This is a genomic window from Xanthomonas sp. 3793, assembly GCF_024806835.1.
In the GTDB taxonomy this organism is placed as follows: domain Bacteria; phylum Pseudomonadota; class Gammaproteobacteria; order Xanthomonadales; family Xanthomonadaceae; genus Xanthomonas; species Xanthomonas arboricola_F.
On sequence record NZ_JANTYU010000001.1, the window covers coordinates 131,682 to 151,562 of the forward strand.

Genomic DNA, 19,881 nt, shown 5'->3' on the forward strand with positions numbered 1-19,881 from the left:
TCAGCGTGGCTGAACGCCGAGCAGTTCTACGTCGAACACCAACGATGCGCCGGGCGGAATCACGCCCCCTGCGCCATTGTCGCCATAACCGTAGTCGGGCGGGATCATCAAGGTGCGCTTGCCGCCCACACGCATGCCGGCAACGCCATCGTCCCAGCCGCGGATCACCTGATGCCCGCCCAGTACGAACTGGAAGGGTTCTGCGCGATCGAGCGAGCTGTCGAATTTCTTGCCGTGCTTGTCGGCAGCTTTTTCGTCGTACAGCCAGCCGCTGTAGTGCACGGTGACCATCGTACCCGGCGTGGCTTCAGCGCCGGTGCCGACGGTGCGGTCGATCCGTTCGAAGCTGGCAATGGTGCCGCCGGACGGCGGCAGGGCAGGTGCGCAGCCGACAAGCAACAGCGCGGCACAGAGCGTCAACAGAAGGCGCATGGGGTGATCCATGAAGGAAGGCGGCCATTATTGCATCTGGGTCCCGTTATCATCGCGCCATGGCCAAGCTGCTGCTCAATCTGCGTAATGTTCCCGACGACGAAGCCGACGAGGTGCGGGCGCTGCTGCGCGAGCACCTGGTGCAGATCTACGAAACCCGGCCCAGCAACTGGGGCATTTCCGCAGGCGGCATCTGGCTCAGCGACGATGCCGACTACCCGCGCGCCAGGGCGGTGCTGGATGCGTATCAGGCCCAGCGTGGCGCGCTGGCGCGGGCGCAGCGGCAGGAAGCGATCGCCGCGGGCACTGCAGAGACCTTTGTTGCATTGCTGCGCAGGCGACCGGTGTTCGTGATCGTCACGCTGGTGGGGATGCTGATCGTCGCATCGTTGGTGTTGCTGCCATTTCTGTTGCTGCGTGGCTGACGGCGCATCGCGCCGTGACCGGTAATGGGATCGGGGCTGGATACAGATATCCCTTGCCCCGGGGGCCTTGAGGCAGCGCGGTCGCTCTCACTGCCCGCAGGGCGATGGATCATCCGGCAGGCGCTCGCTACCCGGCGTCGGGCGCCTTAAAATACCCGGATGATCACCAATACTGCGGCGTACCAATTCGTCGCCATCCACGACCCGCAGCAGCTGGCCGACAGCGTGCTGCTGCACGCCGAACAGCAGTCGCTGAAGGGCTCTGTGCTGGTGGCCGAAGAGGGCATCAATCTCTTTCTGGCGGGCGAAGCCGAGCGGATCGGCGCGTTTTATCGCTGGCTGCAGGGCGACCCACGTTTTTCGCAGATGCGCATCAAGTACAGCCAGAGCGCGCAGCAGCCGTTTGCGCGGCTCAAGGTCAAGGTCAAGCCGGAGATCATCAGCTTCCGTCGCGACGATGCATCGCCGCTGCAAGGCCGTGCGCCGACAGTGACGCCTGCGGTGTTGCGCGAGTGGATGCGCAACGGGCGGGATGACCGGGGCCGCCCGCTGGTGTTGCTCGATACGCGCAACGCGCAGGAAGTGGCCTATGGCACGTTTCAGGGGGCGCTGACCCTGCCGATCGACAAGTTCACCGAGTTGCCCGCAGCACTTGAAACGCATCGCGCTGCATTGGCCGATGCCACGGTGGTGAGTTTTTGCACCGGCGGTATCCGTTGCGAGAAGGCGGCACTGTGGATGCAGGCCGATGGCATGGATAACGTCCTGCAGCTGGAAGGCGGAATCCTGGGCTATTTCGAAGAAGTCGGCGGCGAAGGCTACGACGGCCGCTGTTTCGTCTTCGATGAGCGCGTCGCACTCGATCCTGCGCTGCGTCCGCTGGTGGACGATGCGCGGACCGCCGAACCGGGAAAAGTCTGACCGGGCGCGACTGCATTGCCCGATGCAGCCGGTCTTGCCGGCGCTTGCATCATGCGACCACACTGCAGTGGCACATCGCGCGAAGTCAGCAGTGCTACATGCGAAAAGAGCGAGCTTTTCGCTCTAACTTGAATGTAATACGTCGCATCAAGCTTGCCCTGAATTATTCACGGAGCTAGGCTGCACCAGCCAGCCGCACAGCGAGGACAACAAGGATGACCATCAGAGTTTTTCTGATCGACGATCATGCACTCGTGCGTACCGGCATGAAGATGATCCTGTCCAAGGAAGTGGACGTCGATGTCGTGGGTGAGGCAGAGAGCGGCGAAGCGGCATTGCCGCAGATTCGTCAGCTCAAGCCGGATATCGTGCTGTGCGACCTGCATCTGCCCGGCGTCAGTGGGCTGGAAATCACCGAGCGCATCGTCAAGGGCGATTACGGCACGCGCGTGATCATCGTGTCGGTGCTGGAAGATGGTCCGCTGCCCAAGCGCCTGCTCGAAGCAGGCGCTTCCGGATATGTCGGCAAAGGCGGCGACGCACATGAGCTGTTACGCGCGGTACGCGAGGTTGCATTGGGGCGGCGCTACCTGGGCAACACGATTGCGCAGAATCTTGCGCTGTCCAATCTGGAAGGCGGTAGCTCGCCATTCGACGCGTTGTCGCCGCGCGAACTGGAGGTCGCCTTGTTGCTGACCCAAGGCCTGCGACAGGAAGACATCGCCAAGCGCCTGAATCTCAGTGCCAAGACGATCAATACGCACAAGGCGCGCTTGTTCGAAAAAGTCGGTATCCAGGACAACATCGCGCTGGCGCGCCTGGCCAATCAATACGGCCTGACCGACCCCGCTCGCACGATGTAGCGCTTTCCAGTCCCTGCATGCACCTTTGCGTGTTGCTTGAATATGGCTGAGCGATCTGTAGGGACCCGACCGCCCATTGGCGAACCTCCATACTTCTGCAGGTCGGCCAGTGCTGCTAGCGAGCAATGGCTGGCAGTCCTCAGACACCTGAGGCGGCGCATGGACGGGAGGATGTGTGCGAGTGGCGTGCGTCGCGCCTCACAGAGCATGCCAGCGTGCCGAGCCTGTCGCCGGCATAGGCACCTGCAACGAACGGGACCGACCTCGTGAGTACCCAGCAATCGACACGGCGTCGATTGGTCGCGCGGTCCTGGATTGCATCCAGGCGCTTCGCTGCTGTCGTGGTCAATCGCGCATAAAAACAAAGCGGCCCGAGGGCCGCCGTGTTTGACGCAGCTCTGGCCCAGGCATTCCGGGCCAGCGGAGAGGCGTTGCAACGATCAGTGATCGTTGCGCGGCTTGTCGGCGTCGTCTTCCTGCACGGATGCACCGCCGGCGTCAGCAGACGGTGCTGCAGACTTGACCGCTTCGGAGACGACCACGGCCGGCTTCGGCACGCCGGTTGTTGCCTGTTCCTGCACAGGGGCGGGTGCCTGCGGCGCTGCGGGCGGCGACTGCTCTGCAGCCTTGTGCGGTACCGGTGCTACGGCCGCCGAGGGAGCAGGTGCGGTGTCGGGCTTGGGAGCCAACGCGTCCAGCATGGTCGTCTGCACCGGCGCATACGGCTTGCGTACCGGAGCGGCTGGCGCCTCGTCCGATGCTGCGGCAGCCTGCGTCACCGAGGTAGTGGACGTCACGGTGACGTCTGCAGCAGGCTTGGCCGCATTGGACGGCTCGGCATCAGGCACCTTGGCAGTGACCACGGTGGCCTGTGGGGCCGACGGTGCCGTTGCTGCAGGCGCCTGCTGCCCAGCAACAGACGTTGCTGCTGCGGGCTTCACAGGCTCGCTATGCACTGCAGGCGTTGCAGCGATAGCCGGAACACTACGCGCCTGCGAATCGGCCGGCGGTACTGCAGCCGCAGTGTCGGTCGTTGCCTTCGGCACGGACTTGGTCTGCGTGTCGGTGGGCGTTTCGGCCGACGACACGCTCGGTGCGATCGGCTCGACTGGCTTGGTGACCGCGACCGGGGTGGCCGCTGCCGCTTCAGTGGTTGCCGTAGAGGTTGCAGCAGGTACGGCTGCCCCCGCGTGGTTGCCCGAGGTCGATGCAGTAGCAGCCGGCGCGACCTGTGACGTTGCGTCAGCAGTCGAGGCTTGCTTGACCACCGGTGCAGTTGCAGCCTCTGCAGCATTGGCTGGCGACGACGTGACCGCCGGAGCTGCAACTGTCGGCTGTGCCGCCGGGGTGGCTGCTACCTTCGCATCACCGCCTGCCTGAGCCGATGCGGCGGCAGCCGTTGCAGATGCCTGCTGTTCGAACGACGGTGCGGCGTTGGAGACCGGTGCGGTCGTCGACGTCGTTCCGCTGTCGGACTGCGTTTCTGCGCGTTCCTTCGGCACCGGGCGCGGTTTCACCGCTGCGGCAGCATTAGCCTCGGGCTTGATGCGGGCGGCCGGAGCCGGCGCATCATCGTCGAAGTCGAACTCCGGCTGGCCTGCACGCGGAGCGGCCGATGCAGCGTTCTGCGTGGCTGCATCGTCGCCCTCGTTGTCGCCATCGAGATCGCCGTCCGCATCACCGTCCAGATCGTCTGTTTCCAGACCATCGACGCTGCTGCCGCCTTCGCCGTTTGCACCGGCGCCACGACGACGCCGACGACCGCCACGACGACCGCGACGACGACGGCTTCCACCTTCGCCATTGGCCGCATCGTCGCCCGACGCGTCCTGGGTCTGGCCATCGGCACTCGCGTCGGTGCCGCGATCGGCAGTTGACTCGCTCACCACGACGTCGATCGGGTGGGCCTGCTTGGCTTCGTTCGCAATGGTCTGCGTGTCGGTCGCTGCAGCGGTGTCGGCAATGGCTGCGACGACCGTCGACGTGGTTGCGGTTGCTGCGGTCGATGTCAGGGTCTGCGCCGAAGCGGTGCCCTCATCCTGACGCGCGGGGCGCGGCTGCCGCTCGGACGGCACACCGTCCTGCTGCGCAGGCGCACGTGGTGGACGCGGCGTCTGGTTCTGCTGCTTGGGCTTTTGCTGCTGTTGTTGTTGCTTCGGTGCCTGCGCTTCGTTGCGCGGCGGCTTGGGCACCTGCACCTGTTGCTGGGCTTGCGCGCCAGCTTGTGCGGCCTGGCCGTTCTGGCCGTTGGCCGGCTGGCGGCGCTCATCGCGACGCTCCTTGTTGGCGCCGTTGCCATTGCCGCCATTGCCGCGCTGCTGGTTGCCGCCGTTGCCGTTACGGGCATCGCGACCATCGCGACGTTGGCCGCCGCGCTCGCCGCGCTCATTGCGGTTGTTGCGGCCTGCATCGTTCGGACGCGGACGCGGGGTCGACTCGGCTGCAGGGGCGACCGGCTCGACGCCACCGAAGATGCGCTTCAGCCAGCCGACCACGCCGGTGACCGGTGCCGGAATTGGCACGGTGACGACCGGCGCAGGCGCCGGAGTCGGCGCAACCGGGGCAGGGGCCTCTTCACGTACCGGAGCCGGCTGGCTCGGCTTGATCGAGGTGACCGCAGGCGCTGCCGGAATGTTCAACTGCGCCTTGGTCAGCGCATGCACCGGCAACTTGCGCGGGGTGCCGCGCTGGTAGCTCGGCTTGCCGCTGTCTTCGCCCAGCTCGTTCTCGCGCAGGCGCGTGACTTCGTAGTGCGGCGTGTGCAGCTGTTCGTCGGCGACGATGATGATCGGCGAGGCGTGGCGATTTTCGATTTCGCGCAGCGCGCTGCGCTTTTCGTTGAGCAGATAGTTGGCGATTTCCACCGGGGCCTGTACCAGCACCTGTCCGGTGTTTTCCTTCATGGCGTGCTCTTCGGCCACGCGGATGATCGACAGCGACAGCGATTCGACGCTGCGCATGCGGCCATGGCCATCGCAACGCGGGCACACGATCTGGCTGGATTCGCCCAGGCTCGGACGCAGGCGCTGGCGGCTCATTTCCATCAGGCCGAAGCGCGAGATGCGACCCAGCTGCACGCGCGCACGGTCGTACTTGAGCGCGTTCTGCAGCTTGTTCTCCACTTCGCGCTGGTGCTTGGACGAGGCCATGTCGATGAAGTCGATCACCACCAGGCCGCCGAGGTCGCGCAGGCGCAGCTGGCGCGCGACTTCTTCGGCCGCTTCCAGATTGGTCTGGAACGCGGTTTCCTCGATGTCGCTGCCCTTGGTGGCGCGCGAGGAGTTCACGTCGACCGCCGTCAACGCTTCGGTCTGATCGACCACGATCGAGCCGCCCGACGGCAGGCGCACGTTGCGCTCGTAGGCGCCTTCGATCTGCGATTCGATCTGGAAGCGGTTGAACAGCGGAATGTCGTCGGTGTAGTGCTTGAGCTTGCGCAGGCTCTGCGGCATGACCTGCTTCATGAATTCCTGCGCGTCGGCGTACAGCTCCGGCGTATCGACCAGGATCTCGCCGACGTCGGCGCGCAGGTAGTCGCGCAATGCGCGGATGATCAGGCGCGATTCCTGATAGATCAGGAACGCGGCCGGCTTGCTCAGCGCCGCCTCGGCGATCGCCTTCCAGGTCTGCAGCAGGTAATCCAGATCCCACTGCAGCTCTTCGGCGTCACGGCCGACACCGGCGGTGCGGATGATCACGCCCATGTCGTCGGGGATATCGAGCTTGTCCAGCGCTTCCTTCAGCGCGGCGCGGTCTTCGCCTTCGATCCGGCGCGAAACGCCACCGGCGCTCGGCGAATTGGGCATCAGCACCATGTAGCGGCCGGCCAGCGAAATGAACGTGGTCAGGGCGGCACCCTTGTTGCCACGCTCTTCCTTGTCGACCTGCACCACGATTTCCTGGCCTTCGCGCAGCAGCTCGCGAATGGTCGACTTGTTGTGGTCGACGCCGGCCTGGAAATAATCGCGGGAGATTTCCTTCAACGGCAGGAAGCCATGGCGCTCGGCGCCATAGTCCACGAACGCCGCCTCCAGAGAGGGCTCGAGCCGGGTGATACGGCCCTTGTAGATATTGGACTTCTTTTGTTCCTTGGACGGCTGTTCGATGTCGATGTCGTACAGGGTCTGGCCGTCCACAATCGCCACGCGCAGTTCTTCTGCCTGCGTTGCGTTGATCAGCATTCGCTTCATTGTTGCGTTCCTCACGCGCTCTACCGCGCGGAACGCCGTGACGTTTCGCCTCTGGAACAGCTTGTCGGCCCTTCGCGCAACGCGCGGACAGGCCTGACCAGGGTTTCCAGCGCTGCAACACCACGGCAGGCCGCGGGAGCGCTTGTCTTTAAGTTTTATAGGTGTTTCAGGGCCGGCAGCCGCGTCCGGACGGACCGGGACAGCGCACGGGACATGTTCAGCGCAACGGTCAAAAACCGCTGGCGATGGCCGGGCAGGCCGGTGAGCCGCTAACATGGCCGCCCCGGGGGCGGTGGTCGCGCACTGTGCCGGAATCATCGGAAGGCAGGCTTCTGGCCAATCAACTTCCAACGAAATCAAACCCTTATCTCGCTCGCCGAGTGTAACAGAATAAAGAGCCGGATGACCGACCCCCAGCCCCCCAAGCCGCCTGCCGACCGTGTGGGCGTGCGCATTCTCAAAGTTCCGGAAGACCGCGCTGGGCAGCGGCTGGACAATTTCCTGCTGGGACAGCTCAAGGGGGCGCCACGCAGCCTGATCTACAAGCTGGTCCGCAGCGGCCAGGTGCGGGTGAATGGCGGGCGTGCCAAGGCCGAGCGCAAGCTTGAAGGCGGCGAGGAAGTGCGTATTCCCCCGGTGCGCGTCAACGAGGAAGGCGACAAGGCTGCGCCGCCGTCCTCGTTCCTGGCGCGGCTGGAAGCGGCGATCGTGTTCGAGGACGCGCGCCTGTTGGCGCTCAACAAGCCATCCGGTGTGGCCAGTCATGGCGGCAGCGGCATCAGCTTTGGCGCGATCGAGACCTTGCGCGCACTCCGCCCGAACCAGACCCTGGAACTGGTGCACCGGCTCGATCGCGATACATCCGGCCTATTGATCGTGGCCAAGAAGCGCTCGGCGCTGACCGAGTTGCAGGCGCTGATGCGCGAGGACGACCGCGTCGAGGGGCGCGGCATTACCAAGCGCTACCTGACCTTGCTGGTGGGGCGGATGCCGGACGGCGTGATGACGGTGGACGCGCCGCTGCACATCGGCCTGCGCCAGGGCGGCGAGCGGCATGTGCAGGTCAATGCGATCGGCAAGCCGTCGCTGAGCCACTTCAAATTGCTCGAACGACGCGGCGGGCACTCGTATTGCGAAGTCCGCATCGAAACCGGCCGCACCCACCAGATTCGCGTGCATGCCCAGCATCTGGGTCACCCGGTGGCCGGCGACGATAAATATGGCGAGGCCGAGGTCAACAAGCGCCTACGCGACCAACTCGGGCTGAAGCGGCTGTTCCTGCATGCGGCCTCGCTGGAATTTGCTTTGGATGCCGGCAAGACGCCATACGTGCTGAGCGCGCCACTGGCGCCGGAGCTGGCCGAGGCGCTGGATCGGCTGGGGCGTTGACACAGTCATCACCGACTGCGCGGACTTTTTGCTTCAAGTGTCTGGCGCGTGATGACCATCGCTTGATGGGACGTGGCCGGCGCGGTCGTCTCGTCTTGGCGAGATCCCCAGCGCAGTGACCGTCACAGCTGGCCACTGCGCCGAAGGCCTGCCTGTCAGTGAGGTTTAGCTATCGTGGTGGTGGTCGCGATGCTGCGGTGCCTGCGCATGTGCAGGCGGTCGCTGCGTGCGCATTTGAGCCGGGTGGGCGGGAGCAGGGCGCGAAGGTGAAAAGAACACCAGGCGTTGCGTGTGCTGTTGCGGCTGTGGCTGCGTGATCGCCCGTGGCTGCTCGCGCGGCAGCAGTGGCTGCACACGTTCCATCTGTTGCGGCGGCGCCCAGGCCGCTTGCTGACGTGGCGCAGTCCGTTGCTGCGCATGTATCTGTTGAATCGCCATCTGCGTCGCCTCTGGCGCACGAGGAGGGACATTGCGTGGAGCGTGGCTGGCAAAGGCATCATGCGCAGTGAGTGCTGGAGGTGCTTGACGGGGCTGCTGGAACGTCGGGATGCGTGCTGCAACGCTGGTCTGGTGCACCTGCTGCAATTGTGCGATTCGCTCCTGTGCAACCACTGGCGCGGACATGCGTATGGCCGGACGCGCGCCCGAGGCAGGCACGGATGCAGGAAGGTTCGGTGCGCGTAACGTCGCCTGAGCCTGAGCCGACGCTGCAGCATGCGTTGCCACCGGACGGCCGGGCTGCAGCATCTGCCGCTCAAAATGCGGCACCGACAGATGCGCATAGTTGGGCGACCGTGGAGCGTTGGCGGGCGAGGGCGCCATGAGATTGGGGTGCTGCAAATTTGTGAGCGACTGCGCACCTGCCGTCGCGGCAGTCGGCAAGGCTGCGCGGTTGGGTACCAGCGCTGTCGGCGCCACTGCGGGGACGGGTGCAGATGCCGCAGCGCTAGTGGCTGCATACCGAAGATCCTGCCGCAAGTACGAGCGGGCGTCGATATAGGTGCTGCGGTTGTTGTTGATGATGGTGGTGCGCGGTGCATAGACGTGGTGCTGGTACACCACGTAATGCGGTGCGGCCGGCGGCGCGTTCCAGTCCACGCCCCAGCTGTTCCAGCCCCAGCGGTGCCACGCCGGTGCCGGTGCGGCCCAGCCGAACCACCCGTGGCGGTGCTCCAGCGCGCTGCCCACCAGCACGCCGATGCCAAACGACACCACCCCGGTGGTGACCACATCCCCCTGGTCGTACCAGCGCTCCGGGCGATAGCGATAGTCGCGATAGACATCGACCGGCGTGCCGTAGACCACGCCCGGATCGTAGCGCGGCACATACACCACGTTCGGGAGTGCCGGTTCGATGGTGATGACTTGCGACGGCGGGGCGACACGTCCGCCGTCCAGGATCGGGGTGACGACGACATGCCGCGCCACCTGGACCTGCTGTTGTGGCGTGCTGCGCAAATGGCCGCTGGCCTGAGCGCGCTGGCGCATGATTTGCACCGCATTGAGAACATCATTGGGGTCATGCGCGTACGCATCGCCCAGGGCGCGTGTCCAGTCGAGATTACCGGCCAGCTGGTCCACTACATCGGGGAAGGCGGTCAATGCCTTGATGCTGGGATCCCACGGTTGCGACACGGTGGCCTGAGCGCGGTCGGCAGCCGTCAAGCTGCGATTGCTGTGCAGCCAATCCTGTGCGGTAAGGACCTGATCCGGGTAAACCGACGCCGCCAGGGTCTGGGCCAACAGCTTGTCGGGAAACAGGGCGATCGGCGCAACCAGCCGATAGAGCTGATCGGCCGTCGGCGGGCTGTAAGCCGTCGCGATGGAGGCGGGCGGTTGGACGGTAGCTGTCGCGGTGGCTGACGGTGCGGTGCGTTGGCAGCCGACCAATGCCAACGCGCCGCTGGATGCGATTGCCAGCGCCCAGCCAAGGCGTCCCTGTGACCCTGTGCGTTGCATACGGCACCTCACTGTGTGCGCGTTGATGACGCGCGTACGATGCGCCGCACTCAGTGTCTGGAAGCTTTCTGAAATTGCGCCAGTCATGGCTGGGCAAGGCCGCGTTCAGCACGCCTGCGCGAGGACGGATTGCACGGCTGCAGAGCGTGCGCAAAACCGCCCTTGCGTCGCAACGCCCGGGCACTGGCAGGCGCATGCGTCACCCCGCCGCAGCGTGGGTCCGGGCCATGTCTGGCCGGGCCATGTCTGGATACAGTGTGTGGATACAGATAGCCTCAGCGCTCGACGCCGGCGACACCTGCCGTGGCACGCAATCGCCACACCACGCCTCAAGGCGCCGCGAAGCGGAACAGCACCAGGCTGATCGCCAAGGTGCCCATGCCCGAAACCAAACCGTAGACGGTCTCATGGCCTTTTGCGTAGCGCTTGGCCGCCGGCAGTAGTTCGTCCAGTGCCAGGAACACCATCACGCCGGAGATCAGTCCGAACACCGTGCCGAACACAGCCTCGGACAACACGTTGGACAGGGCCAGATAGCCGATGCCGGCGCCGATCGGTTCGGCCAGGCCGCTCAGCAGGCTGGCACCGAAGGCGTACAACTTGTTGCGCGTGGCGAAGTACACCGGCACCGCGATCGCGATGCCTTCGGGAATGTTGTGAATGGCGATGGCAAACGCCAGCGGCATGCCCACAGCCGGGCTTTCCAGCGTGGCGAAGAACGTCGCCAGTCCCTCGGGAAAATTGTGTGCAGTGATCGCGATGGCGGTCATCAGGCCGACGCGGCGGATGTAGGCGCGGTTGTCATCGCGGAATAGCGGGTCGTCGGTGGACAGGCTCTGGTGCGGATTGGGTACCAGGCGGTCGATCACCATGATCAACAGCATGCCGCCCAGAAAGGTCAGCGTGCCAAAGGTAAAGCCCAGCTTGTCGTTGTAGGCGTTGGAAAACGCAGCGATCGACTTGTTGAGGATCTCCGACAACGAGACGTACACCATCGCGCCACCGGCAAATGCCATCCCGAACGCCAACAGGCGCGGGTTGGGTTTTTTGGCGAACACCACCATCAGGCTGCCGAGGCCGGTGGCGAGTCCCGCGGCCAGGGTGACTGCCAGCGCGATCCAGACGTTGTGTGATGACACCTCAAGCATGCGACGCGACGACCTCGTGGAATGGGAGCGATCTTGCGGTCGTCAGCTCAATCACGCGACCACTGACGGCATGCCGGGATGACGAGGGCGTGGTGTCGAAGGCGACCGCGTGTTCAGGCGCAACCACCGACCAGTGCGATCGGTGTCGATCAGCGGCGCATCGCGGCAGCGAGCGGCTTGTCCGCCGTCGCTCACAGCCACAACGGCACGCTGACGATTACGCTCAGCCGCCGCGGCGTGCGCGTTCTTCGATGGCGAAGCATTCGTCCGGACGCGGTACCGGCGGCTTGAAGGCGACCGGCACCTGGATGGTCTGCGGCACCGCCTGGCCGTTGCGGGTGGCCGCCTTGAACTTCCATTCGCGCACGCGCTTTTGTGCGGCCTCGTCCAGCACCGGCTGGCCACTGCTCTGGGTCACCGCCACATCGGTAGGAGTGCCTTCGGTACCGACGACGACCCTGAGCACGGTGGTGCCACCGACCCCGGCGCAGGCCAGCTCCGGTGCGTACTCCGGCGGCGGCGTCTTCACTGCGGCCAGTTCGGTGGGGGCCACCGCCGGCGCGGAAGCCTGTTGCGGCGACTTGCCACAGCCGCTGAGGCCGGCCGCCAGGCACAGGCCGGCGAGGGCGGCGCGAGAAATGGTCATGCAGTGACTCCCAGATCGTAGAGTTGCGCGGTCTTGGCCGCGCAGATGAAGTCGTTTTCGCTCAGCCCGCCCACATCGTGGGTGGAATAACGCACCACCACCCGGTCGTAGTGCACGCCCAGGTCGGGGTGGTGATCCTCGCGATGGGCAATCCAGGCCAGCGCATTGACGAAGGCGAGGGTGCGGTAATAGTCCGCAAAGCGGAACGTGCGCGTGATGGCCGTGCCGGCCTCGGCCAGCTCCCAGCCGGGTACCTGCGGCAGCAGCTCGGCCAGGCGGGCCTCGCCAAGCTTGTGGTCGCTGCCCTTGCGCGGAAGGCAATGGGCCTGCTCCAGGGGAATCAGATCGGTCATGACGGTCTCGCAGGGGTGGCGGACGGCGCACCCACCAGGATCACGGTGTTCCATGAGCGAGGGCGCTTTGAGCGGTAGAATAACCCGCATGATCCAGATATCCGACAAAGCCCAAACCTATTTCCGCAAGCTCATCGAACGCGAAGGCGTGCCCGGCATGGGCGTGCGCCTGAGTGCGGTGGACCCGGGCACCCCTCGCGCGGACGCCAGGCTCGAGTTCGCAGAGCCTGCGGACCTGAGCGGCGACGAGTGGGCCATCGACTGCGACGGCTTCACGTTATATGTGGCCGCAGCCAGCGTGCCGTGGGTGGATGGTGCCGAGATCGACTACGTCACCCAGTCCACCGGCAACCAGCAACTGACCATCAAGGCGCCCAAGATCAAGGGCGAAGCGCCGGCCGATTCGGCGTCGATGGTGGAGCGCGTGCGCTGGGTGGTGGAAAACGAGATCAACCCGCAGCTGGCCTCTCACGGTGGACGTGTGGCCGTGCAGGAAGTCTCGGCCGACGGGGTGGTGCTGCTGCGCTTCGGTGGTGGCTGCCACGGCTGCGGCATGGCCGATGTCACGCTGAAGCAGGGCATCGAAAAGACCTTGATGGGACGCGTGCCCGGCGTGATCGCAGTCCGCGATGCCACCGACCACGCCACCGGCGACGCGCCCTACATTCCGCGCGACAGCGCGGCCTGATTCCGCATCACCGGTGACAACGGCTGCCGATCTGCTGCAGGCGCTGCGCGCGCGCATGCCGGGCAAGCTCATTCTGGATCGGCGCACCGGCCTGCCGTATGGCTGGGCCATCTGGATGCGTAATCGCGACGGCGCGGTGGCACCGTTCAACGACGACCAGGTGATGGATGTGCTGTTGGCACGTCCGTCCGTCGCGCCAAGCGAAGCTGCCGCAGCGCTATTGACGCCGTTCCAGGCATTTCGCAGCCTGTGGTGGCAGCATTGGGAGCCGCGCCCGACCGATCAGCGGCGCCAGCACTGGCTCGCGATGCTGGGCAGTTTGCTGATCCATCTCGGCTTCATTGCCCTGCTGATCTGGGTAGTCACCGTGCGCTGGGCGCCGGACGACACCAAACCCGGCGATGAATCGCGCGTGCGCATGACCTTTATCGGCGACGGCGCAGCGGAGCAGGGGGGCGGGCAGGCAGAACCTTCTGCGGCAGCACAGGCGGCGTCTGCCGACGCGGCTGCCGCGCAGCAGGCCGGTGCGGCGCCTGGAGAGCGGTCAGAGCCGACCACACCCTCGTCGGCACCGCCGCCTGCTGCTGCTGCGCCCGTCGACGCCACCAGCACTGCGCAGGCCCAGGACATCGCTCCCGAGCCGGTCCCCGCCGCTGCCAGCGAACCGGTGACACCCGACGTACCGCAAGTGACGGTGCAGGTACCGCCGGTGACCATCGAATCGCCGCTGCAGGTGACCGACACTGCGGTCGCCACCAACGAATTTGTGGTTCCTCCACCTCCCAGCATTACCGTGACGCCCCGGGCGATGACGCCGACGGCGCCGCAGGTTCAGGTGCGTCAACGCGAGATCCAGACGGTGACCGACCGGCCGCAGCTGCGCGAGTTGCAGCGTCCGGCTGCAGCCGTGGCCGTGCGACCTACCGACGCGCCTGCGGTGCGCGAGCGCGAAGTCGTGGTGCCGGACCGGCCGCAGGTTGCGGCACCGGTGATGCGTCCGAGGGAAGTCACTCCAAGCGTGCGTATGCCCGAGGTGGCAGTGCGCACCACGGAGTTGCCCAACGTGCCGGATCCAGTGCCGACGCCGGCGCCGGCGCCCATCGCGCCGCCCACGCCGGCTGCTGCAGCGACTGCCGCATCGCCCACGTCGGCAGCGAACGCTACTGTTCCGCAGCCGCCATCCGCTGCCTCCGTGTCGCAGACAGCGGCGTCCCCGGCAAAATCCCAGCAGTCCAGCAACAGCGCTGCTGCAGCCTCTTCGCCCTCCAGGCCGCCCTCCAATCCCGCCGCCGGTCCAGCGCCTGCGGACCGGAGCGGCGGTTGGGACGTCGCTGCCAATGCCGACGACTGGAGCAAATCCGACCGCAACCGTCGGGGGGAGACCACAGGCGGCAACGGCCAGCGCGATGGCGTGTTCAACAGCGACGGCAGCGTGCGGGTGGCGGGAGCGGGCGAGGCCGGCAAGGGAGCCGGCGATCGCGGGCCGCCCGGCAGCGACACCGACACCTGGACCCGCGACCAGATCGCCCAGGGCGGCACCTGGCTCAAGCGTCCGCCGTACGGCTATACGCCGACTTCGCTGGACAAGTACTGGATGCCGAACCAGTCGCTGTTGCAGGAATGGGTGCGCCGCGGCCTGAAGAAGATCGAGATCCCGATTCCTGGCACCACCACCAAGATCAGCTGCGTGGTGTCGCTGCTGCAGTTCGGCGGCGGCTGCGGCCTGAGCGACCCCAACCTCAACGATCAACCCGCCACCGCCAGGCCGCCGCCGGATGTGCCGTTCAAGCGCGAGTTGCAGGAAGACAACGGAGCGGTGCGGTGATGGCGAATGATCGCCTTGCCGGATGGCCGGCATCGACGACGGCCTGAGAGAGCAGGGCACTGTTCTTGCGCACTGCCGGTGACGTGCGGTGATGGTCTTGGTCCCGCAGCACACTGCATCGGCCGCGCAATCGTCGTGGCACAGCATGCGCGGTGAACCCGCGCGTGCAGCGTAAACCGCACTCACGTTGTCGCGATGGCTTCGCGAACGAAGTGCTCGTAGGTCCGCAGCGGGCGACCCAGGACGGCTTCCAGGTTCTGCGTAGCGTTGTCATCCGCCCGCATGCCAATGGTCTGGATACCGGCCAGCATCAGGCGCAGGTCGTAGGCCAGCCATGAGGGGCTGTACGCCGCCATTTGCGTTTCGAAGGCCGCCACATCGTCGCCGGCGTAGGCGATCTCGCGCCCGAGGGCCGCGCTCCAGATCTGCGCTGCAGATGTACCTGTGACGGCCTGCGGGCCAACCAGATCGAGCGTGAGGCGCGGTAGTGGGCCGGTAGCGCGGTCGCGTCGCAGCAACTCGGCTACGGCGATGTCGGCGATATCGCGGGCATCGATCATGGCCACACCTGCTGCGCCGATCGGCATTGGATAGATGCCGTAGTCCTGGATGGTCTGCCGGATCAGGGTGTCGTTCTGCATGAAGTAGGCAGGACGCAAAATCGTGGCCGGAATATCCAGGCTTTCGATCATGCGTTCGACAGTGTGCTTGCCGGTGAAGTGGGGCACGTTGGTGTACTTGTCGGCATGAATCACCGATAGATACACGATGCGCTCGATCCCGGCTTCCTGGGCCAGATTCAAGGCGATCAACGCCTGCGTCACTTCGTCGGGGGTAACGGCGTTCAACAGGAACAGGGTGCGCACCGATGCCAGTGCCGCGCGCATCGAGCCCACATCGGTAAGGTCGGCGGCGACCTCGGTGACACCCCTGGGGAAGTTGCGCTTGCCCGGCTGGCGAACCAGCGCCTTGACCTGTGCACCTGCAGTGGCAAGGCCTTCGGTGACCAACGTACCGACGGTGCCGGTGGCACCGATAACGAGAATGCTCATGGTGAATCTCCTGCTGTGGATGAAGGACGAACAGTGCGGATGCGCTGCTGGGGTGTTGCCGGCGCATCGCGTTGGCGTTGCGGTGAACAGACTCTATGTCGTTGCGCATCCGATACGAAGACTCCAGAATTCAGACACCTGGTTTCAAATGTGAAACACCATGGATCTGAATGCACTGATCGATTTTTCGCTGGTCGCAGCAAACCAGGGCCTGGGCAAGGCCAGCCGTGCCAGTGGTCGGTCGAAGGCGACGCTGTCGCGCCGTATCGCCGAACTTGAGGAACAACTCGGCGTGCGGCTTGTGGAGCGCAGCGCACGCGGGCTCAGGCTGACCGAAGCCGGGCAGGTGCTGATGGATCGCACCGAAGCACCGTTGAACGAAGTGGCCGAGGCGATGGCTGCTGCACGCGAGGGACTGTCCACGCCGCGCGGCAGGTTGCGGGTGGCGGCGCCAGTCCTGTTTTCTCAACTGGCGATGGGGCGACTTGGTGCCGAGTTCTGTGCTGCCTATCCGGAGATCACGCTGGAGGTGGTGGCCGAAGACCGCATCGTCGACCTGGTCGAAGAGCAGTTCGATGCGGCCATCCGGATCAATCCCGATCCGGATAGCCGCCTGGTCGGCAGGTGCTTCGCGAAGGATCGGCTGGTTGTCGTGGCAGCACCAAGCATCGCAATGCCGTGCGCTGGTGCAGTGACACAGGTGCCCGGTGTGGTGACGACGAATTTCCAGCCGACCACCTGGTCGCTCGACGGCGGCCGCCTGATGCTCGAGCCCATACCGAAGCTTCGGTTCTCCTCGCTATTGATGGTGCGCGATGCGGTCGTTGCCGGCGCCGGCGTGGCGCTGATTCCACAGTCGATTGCAGGCACTCAACTTGCACGCGGCGCGTTGGTGCAATGGGGAACGATCCCGGGCATGGAACCATCGCTTTGGGTCTTGCATACCTCCAGGCGACTGGCTGCACCGAAGGTGCGGGCCTTCGTCGATTTCATGTGCGCCCGATATCCGGATGCGGCACTGGTGCTGGATGCGTAAACAGGGCAACGTCCATGGGGCAGGGTAGTTGCGCCGTGCATTGCCGAGTTCTCGCTACTGATTCATGCGCTTGACGTGTACCGCATGCCCGCCAAGTCAACGGTTAGCTGGTGTCAGCAGCTTCAATGAAAAGCGATGACCGGACCGATTGAACCCGGCCGCCGCTAGCCAACGCAGCGGCCAATACGCGCGCGCTACACTCGTGAGTCGTTGAAGGAACAAGGTGCACCGTGATGCTTGAAGGGATTCGCGCACAGTTACGACGCATAGCGCCCGACATCGCCAACGCGCTGCTACCTCCGGCCAGCGAAGTACAACTTGCCGCCCTGGAATCGGCGCTTGGCCAACCAGTGCCCGCGGACATGGCAGCGCTGTACCGCGAAAGCGCGGGACTGGACCCCGATGCAACAGCCAACTTTGCGCGCGCACTTTCATTGATGAGCGTGGATGAAGTGCTGGATGCGGTGAAGCGCGATCAGAACACCGAATCCGTGGCAGCGCGCTTTGCGGACCAAGGAATTCGGCCGGTGATGACGATGGGCCGGCAGCGCATTGTCATCGGGACCGATTTTGCCCGATGCCAAGTGTGTGTCGACCTGATTCCAGAGGTTGGCGGTACTCCTGGGCAAATTGTCTTTCTCGACAGCGAGCATGCTGTTGCGTTGCTGCTGGCGCCCTCGATGAGCGAATTTGCCCAAGAATTCGAGAGCGACTTGGCCGAAGGCAAATACACGCTGGCAGCCGATGCACTGGAAGACGGCGTGCAGTGGTTGCACGCGACACGCGAGATCGATGTCTGCAACTGGTACAGCTCACCGACGTGGGCTTATGTGGGGCGGTTGGTGGGTGAAGTTTCTTAGCCTTCTGTGGCCTGGCTCTGGATGTGCTCTTACATAATATACATTATGCGAAATGGAACGTTTACGCTATTCTGCACTCTAGCGGCCTGTCTGTCGGTTTTTTTAAAAGCGCCCAATTTAGTCGGCCCTGGGAGATCTGCCTGCTCTCAGTCAAAGAAAGCTGCGTAGCGACGCGCTCATGGCGCTAAATCCGCCCGCACACCCCCACGCCGACAGGCGCAAAAACACGGCGCTAATGCCGCGACGCGGCATCACCCACGCTACCGGCTTCGGGCCTGTTCAGCCTCCGCCCCGGCCGCTGCGAGCGCCGGCGGGCGCTGGCGAATGGCGCCGTAGCTCAATCGCCGCCACAGCCACTCCACCGGGCCGATGCTGAAGCGCGCCAACCACCAGCGGCTGCTGATCACCTGCATAGCGAACAGCAGCACGCCCAGCGCCAGCGCCAGGTCGAGCGGCATCCGCCCGTACTGGCCCAGACCGAAGCCGTAGAAGATCCATGTGCAGACCAGCGACTGCAGCAGGTATTGGGTCAGCGCCATGCGACCGAGCGGCGCGAACACACCCAGCCACACGCGCCAGCGCGATCGCTGCAGCAGCAACAGGATGCCGGCCGCGTAGCCCAGAGTCAGCGCGAACTTGGCGAGGAAGAATGTCGCCTTGATCAAGACCCGCAGCGGCTGCAGTGCAAGCTGATTCACCCAGGCATGCAGCGCCTCCTGCGGCACCGCGTTGGCCACCAGCCCGAAGCTGAAGCAGAGCACGAAGACCTGCTGCAGCCGCCGCCGATGCGCGTCCGGCGCCGAAAGCCATCCGCCCTTCCATGCCGCAACGCCGACGATGAAGAACGGCGCCAGGATGACGAAGCGATCGGCGATACGCATCGGGCCGATCACATGCAGCGTTTCCCACCATCGGTATTGCAGGGCGTCGAGCCACCCACCTTGCCCGTAATGCTGGAGACCAAGGGTGTAGGTTTGCGCCGGCGGCAGATCCGTTGCAAGCGCCAGCATCAGCCCGGCAATCACCGCCGAGACGATCAGCACCACCGGGATCGCCCACAGCACCCGGCCGGCCGACAGCCGCAGGAAGGGCAGAACCATCAAGCTGATCAGTGCGTAGTCGAGCAGGATGTCGACGTTCCACAACAAGAACGTGTGCGCGCTGCCCAGCATGGCGAGCACCGCGCTGCGACGCAGCGCAAACGGCCAGGGCGACTGACCTTTGTCGGACGCACGATCGGCCTGGATGGCGAGCCCGGCACCGAACAGGATCGACAGCAGCGCCGCCGCCTTGTTCTCCAACAGCACCCTAACGAGGTCGCCGGCCAAGCCACCGAAGTCTCCCAGCGGATAGGCGACCCCGGCTTGCCGCGCCAAATCGGCACCGCAGAAGTAACCGATATTGACCAGCAGCACGCCGAACAAGGCCAGACCGCGCAGCACATCCAACTGCAACAACCGTTCGCCGCGAGCGACCGGGTCTTGCGACACAACTTTCGTAGACATAACTACTCTTTCAGTAAGACACTGACTCAGTTCGCCGGCGCGATGCCGAGCACTCGCGCCGCCATGTTTTTTGCCCGCGTGGCGGGGGTCGGATTTCCTTCGCGAACTGCGGTGACCACGGCCCCGTCGAACAGCAGCATGAGATCGCCGGCCGCGCTTTCGTCCAGCCCGGCCGCTCGCAACAAACGGGCGAAGTAGGCCTCGAAGCGGTGCTTGTGCGCAGCCGCAGCCCGATGCAGTGCGTGGCTGGGCGGCGGCGTCTCGGCGATGGTGTTGAGGAAGGCGCAACCGCGGTAGTCGGGGCTGGCCAGGCGCATCGCCAAGGCGTCGAACACTGCCAGCGGCCGCAGATTTGCATCGGGCGCCAAGCGCTCGACCTCCTGCTCGAACCAGGCGCAGAGTCGTTCGTCGCGCCGCTCCAGCACTGCCAACGCCAGACCTTCCTTCGACCGGAAGTGCCGATAGAAGCTCATGCGGGCGACTTCCGCAGTGCTGATGATGGCGTCCACGCCGACCGCCTGAATCCCCTGCCGATAGAAGAGATTGGTGGCGACATCCAGGATGCGCTCGCGAACCTTGCTCATGATCA

Annotated in this window: 17 protein-coding genes; 8 read left to right on the top strand and 9 right to left on the bottom strand. The window is 65.1% G+C overall.

Annotated features, from left to right (window positions below; translation table 11 throughout):
- Positions 1–432 carry an FKBP-type peptidyl-prolyl cis-trans isomerase gene (locus FHY18_RS00605; protein ID WP_259149314.1) on the bottom strand — a complete coding sequence of 144 codons (432 nt, stop codon included), beginning with the start codon at positions 430–432 and terminating at the stop codon, positions 1–3.
- Between the two features lie 59 nt (positions 433–491).
- Between FHY18_RS00605 and FHY18_RS00610 the strand changes: the two genes are divergently transcribed.
- The 3 genes from FHY18_RS00610 (at position 492) to FHY18_RS00620 (ending at position 2,641) form a co-directional block, all read left to right on the top strand.
- Positions 492–857, top strand: a complete 366-nt coding sequence (locus FHY18_RS00610; RefSeq protein ID WP_259149324.1) for a DUF6164 family protein — start codon at positions 492–494, stop codon at positions 855–857.
- A gap of 159 nt (positions 858–1,016) precedes the next feature.
- Complete coding sequence (locus tag FHY18_RS00615) at positions 1,017–1,778, top strand: sulfurtransferase (RefSeq protein ID WP_259149326.1); 762 nt, start codon at positions 1,017–1,019, stop codon at positions 1,776–1,778.
- Positions 1,779–1,993: 215 nt separating this feature from the next.
- Entirely contained in the window at positions 1,994–2,641 is a 648-nt protein-coding gene (locus FHY18_RS00620) for a response regulator (protein ID WP_104615660.1), read from the top strand.
- A gap of 440 nt (positions 2,642–3,081) precedes the next feature.
- Here FHY18_RS00620 and FHY18_RS00625 read toward each other — a convergent pair whose 3' ends face one another.
- Positions 3,082–6,822 (bottom strand): Rne/Rng family ribonuclease, encoded by a 3,741-nt coding sequence (locus FHY18_RS00625; protein ID WP_259152440.1) that lies wholly within the window; start codon positions 6,820–6,822, stop codon positions 3,082–3,084.
- 411 nt (positions 6,823–7,233) lie between these two features.
- Between FHY18_RS00625 and FHY18_RS00630 the strand changes: the two genes are divergently transcribed.
- The gene (locus FHY18_RS00630; protein ID WP_039409108.1) at positions 7,234–8,220 is read left to right on the top strand and encodes an RluA family pseudouridine synthase; all 987 of its coding nucleotides are present in this window, start codon (positions 7,234–7,236) and stop codon (positions 8,218–8,220) included.
- A gap of 165 nt (positions 8,221–8,385) precedes the next feature.
- Here the strand turns inward: FHY18_RS00630 and FHY18_RS00635 are convergent, their stop codons facing one another.
- From FHY18_RS00635 to FHY18_RS00650, 4 genes are all read right to left on the bottom strand, one after another.
- Complete coding sequence (locus FHY18_RS00635) at positions 8,386–10,179, bottom strand: DUF3300 domain-containing protein (RefSeq protein ID WP_259149337.1); 1,794 nt, start codon at positions 10,177–10,179, stop codon at positions 8,386–8,388.
- Positions 10,180–10,508: 329 nt separating this feature from the next.
- Positions 10,509–11,327 carry a zinc transporter ZupT gene (gene zupT / locus FHY18_RS00640; RefSeq protein WP_259149339.1) on the bottom strand — a complete coding sequence of 273 codons (819 nt, stop codon included), beginning with the start codon at positions 11,325–11,327 and terminating at the stop codon, positions 10,509–10,511.
- Positions 11,328–11,550: 223 nt separating this feature from the next.
- Complete coding sequence (locus FHY18_RS00645; RefSeq protein WP_259149340.1) at positions 11,551–11,973, bottom strand: energy transducer TonB; 423 nt, start codon at positions 11,971–11,973, stop codon at positions 11,551–11,553.
- The gene (locus tag FHY18_RS00650; RefSeq protein ID WP_259149342.1) at positions 11,970–12,326 is read right to left on the bottom strand and encodes a 4a-hydroxytetrahydrobiopterin dehydratase; all 357 of its coding nucleotides are present in this window, start codon (positions 12,324–12,326) and stop codon (positions 11,970–11,972) included. The genes FHY18_RS00645 and FHY18_RS00650 overlap by 4 nt, the downstream gene beginning before the upstream one ends.
- Before the next feature lie 88 nt (positions 12,327–12,414).
- On the opposite strand from FHY18_RS00650, the gene FHY18_RS00655 reads away from it, so the two are divergent.
- Both FHY18_RS00655 and FHY18_RS00660 read left to right on the top strand, forming a co-directional pair.
- Positions 12,415–13,014 carry an NfuA family Fe-S biogenesis protein gene (locus FHY18_RS00655; protein WP_228324774.1) on the top strand — a complete coding sequence of 200 codons (600 nt, stop codon included), beginning with the start codon at positions 12,415–12,417 and terminating at the stop codon, positions 13,012–13,014.
- A gap of 13 nt (positions 13,015–13,027) precedes the next feature.
- On the top strand, positions 13,028–14,839 hold the full coding sequence (locus FHY18_RS00660; protein ID WP_259149344.1) for a transmembrane repetitive protein: 1,812 nt from the start codon (positions 13,028–13,030) through the stop codon (positions 14,837–14,839).
- A gap of 182 nt (positions 14,840–15,021) precedes the next feature.
- Here the strand turns inward: FHY18_RS00660 and FHY18_RS00665 are convergent, their stop codons facing one another.
- Complete coding sequence (locus FHY18_RS00665; protein ID WP_259149345.1) at positions 15,022–15,891, bottom strand: NmrA/HSCARG family protein; 870 nt, start codon at positions 15,889–15,891, stop codon at positions 15,022–15,024.
- 160 nt (positions 15,892–16,051) lie between these two features.
- Between FHY18_RS00665 and FHY18_RS00670 the strand changes: the two genes are divergently transcribed.
- Together FHY18_RS00670 and FHY18_RS00675 are read left to right on the top strand one after the other, a co-directional pair.
- Entirely contained in the window at positions 16,052–16,927 is an 876-nt protein-coding gene (locus FHY18_RS00670) for a LysR family transcriptional regulator (RefSeq protein WP_259149346.1), read from the top strand.
- 233 nt (positions 16,928–17,160) lie between these two features.
- Positions 17,161–17,787, top strand: coding sequence for an SMI1/KNR4 family protein (locus tag FHY18_RS00675; protein ID WP_259149349.1), 627 nt, complete (start codon positions 17,161–17,163; stop codon positions 17,785–17,787).
- Between the two features lie 260 nt (positions 17,788–18,047).
- Here FHY18_RS00675 and FHY18_RS00680 read toward each other — a convergent pair whose 3' ends face one another.
- Positions 18,048–19,292 carry a DUF418 domain-containing protein gene (locus FHY18_RS00680; RefSeq protein WP_259149350.1) on the bottom strand — a complete coding sequence of 415 codons (1,245 nt, stop codon included), beginning with the start codon at positions 19,290–19,292 and terminating at the stop codon, positions 18,048–18,050.
- Between the two features lie 26 nt (positions 19,293–19,318).
- Entirely contained in the window at positions 19,319–19,876 is a 558-nt protein-coding gene (locus FHY18_RS00685) for a TetR/AcrR family transcriptional regulator (protein WP_053069772.1), read from the bottom strand.
- Between the last annotated feature and the right edge of the window lie 5 nt (positions 19,877–19,881).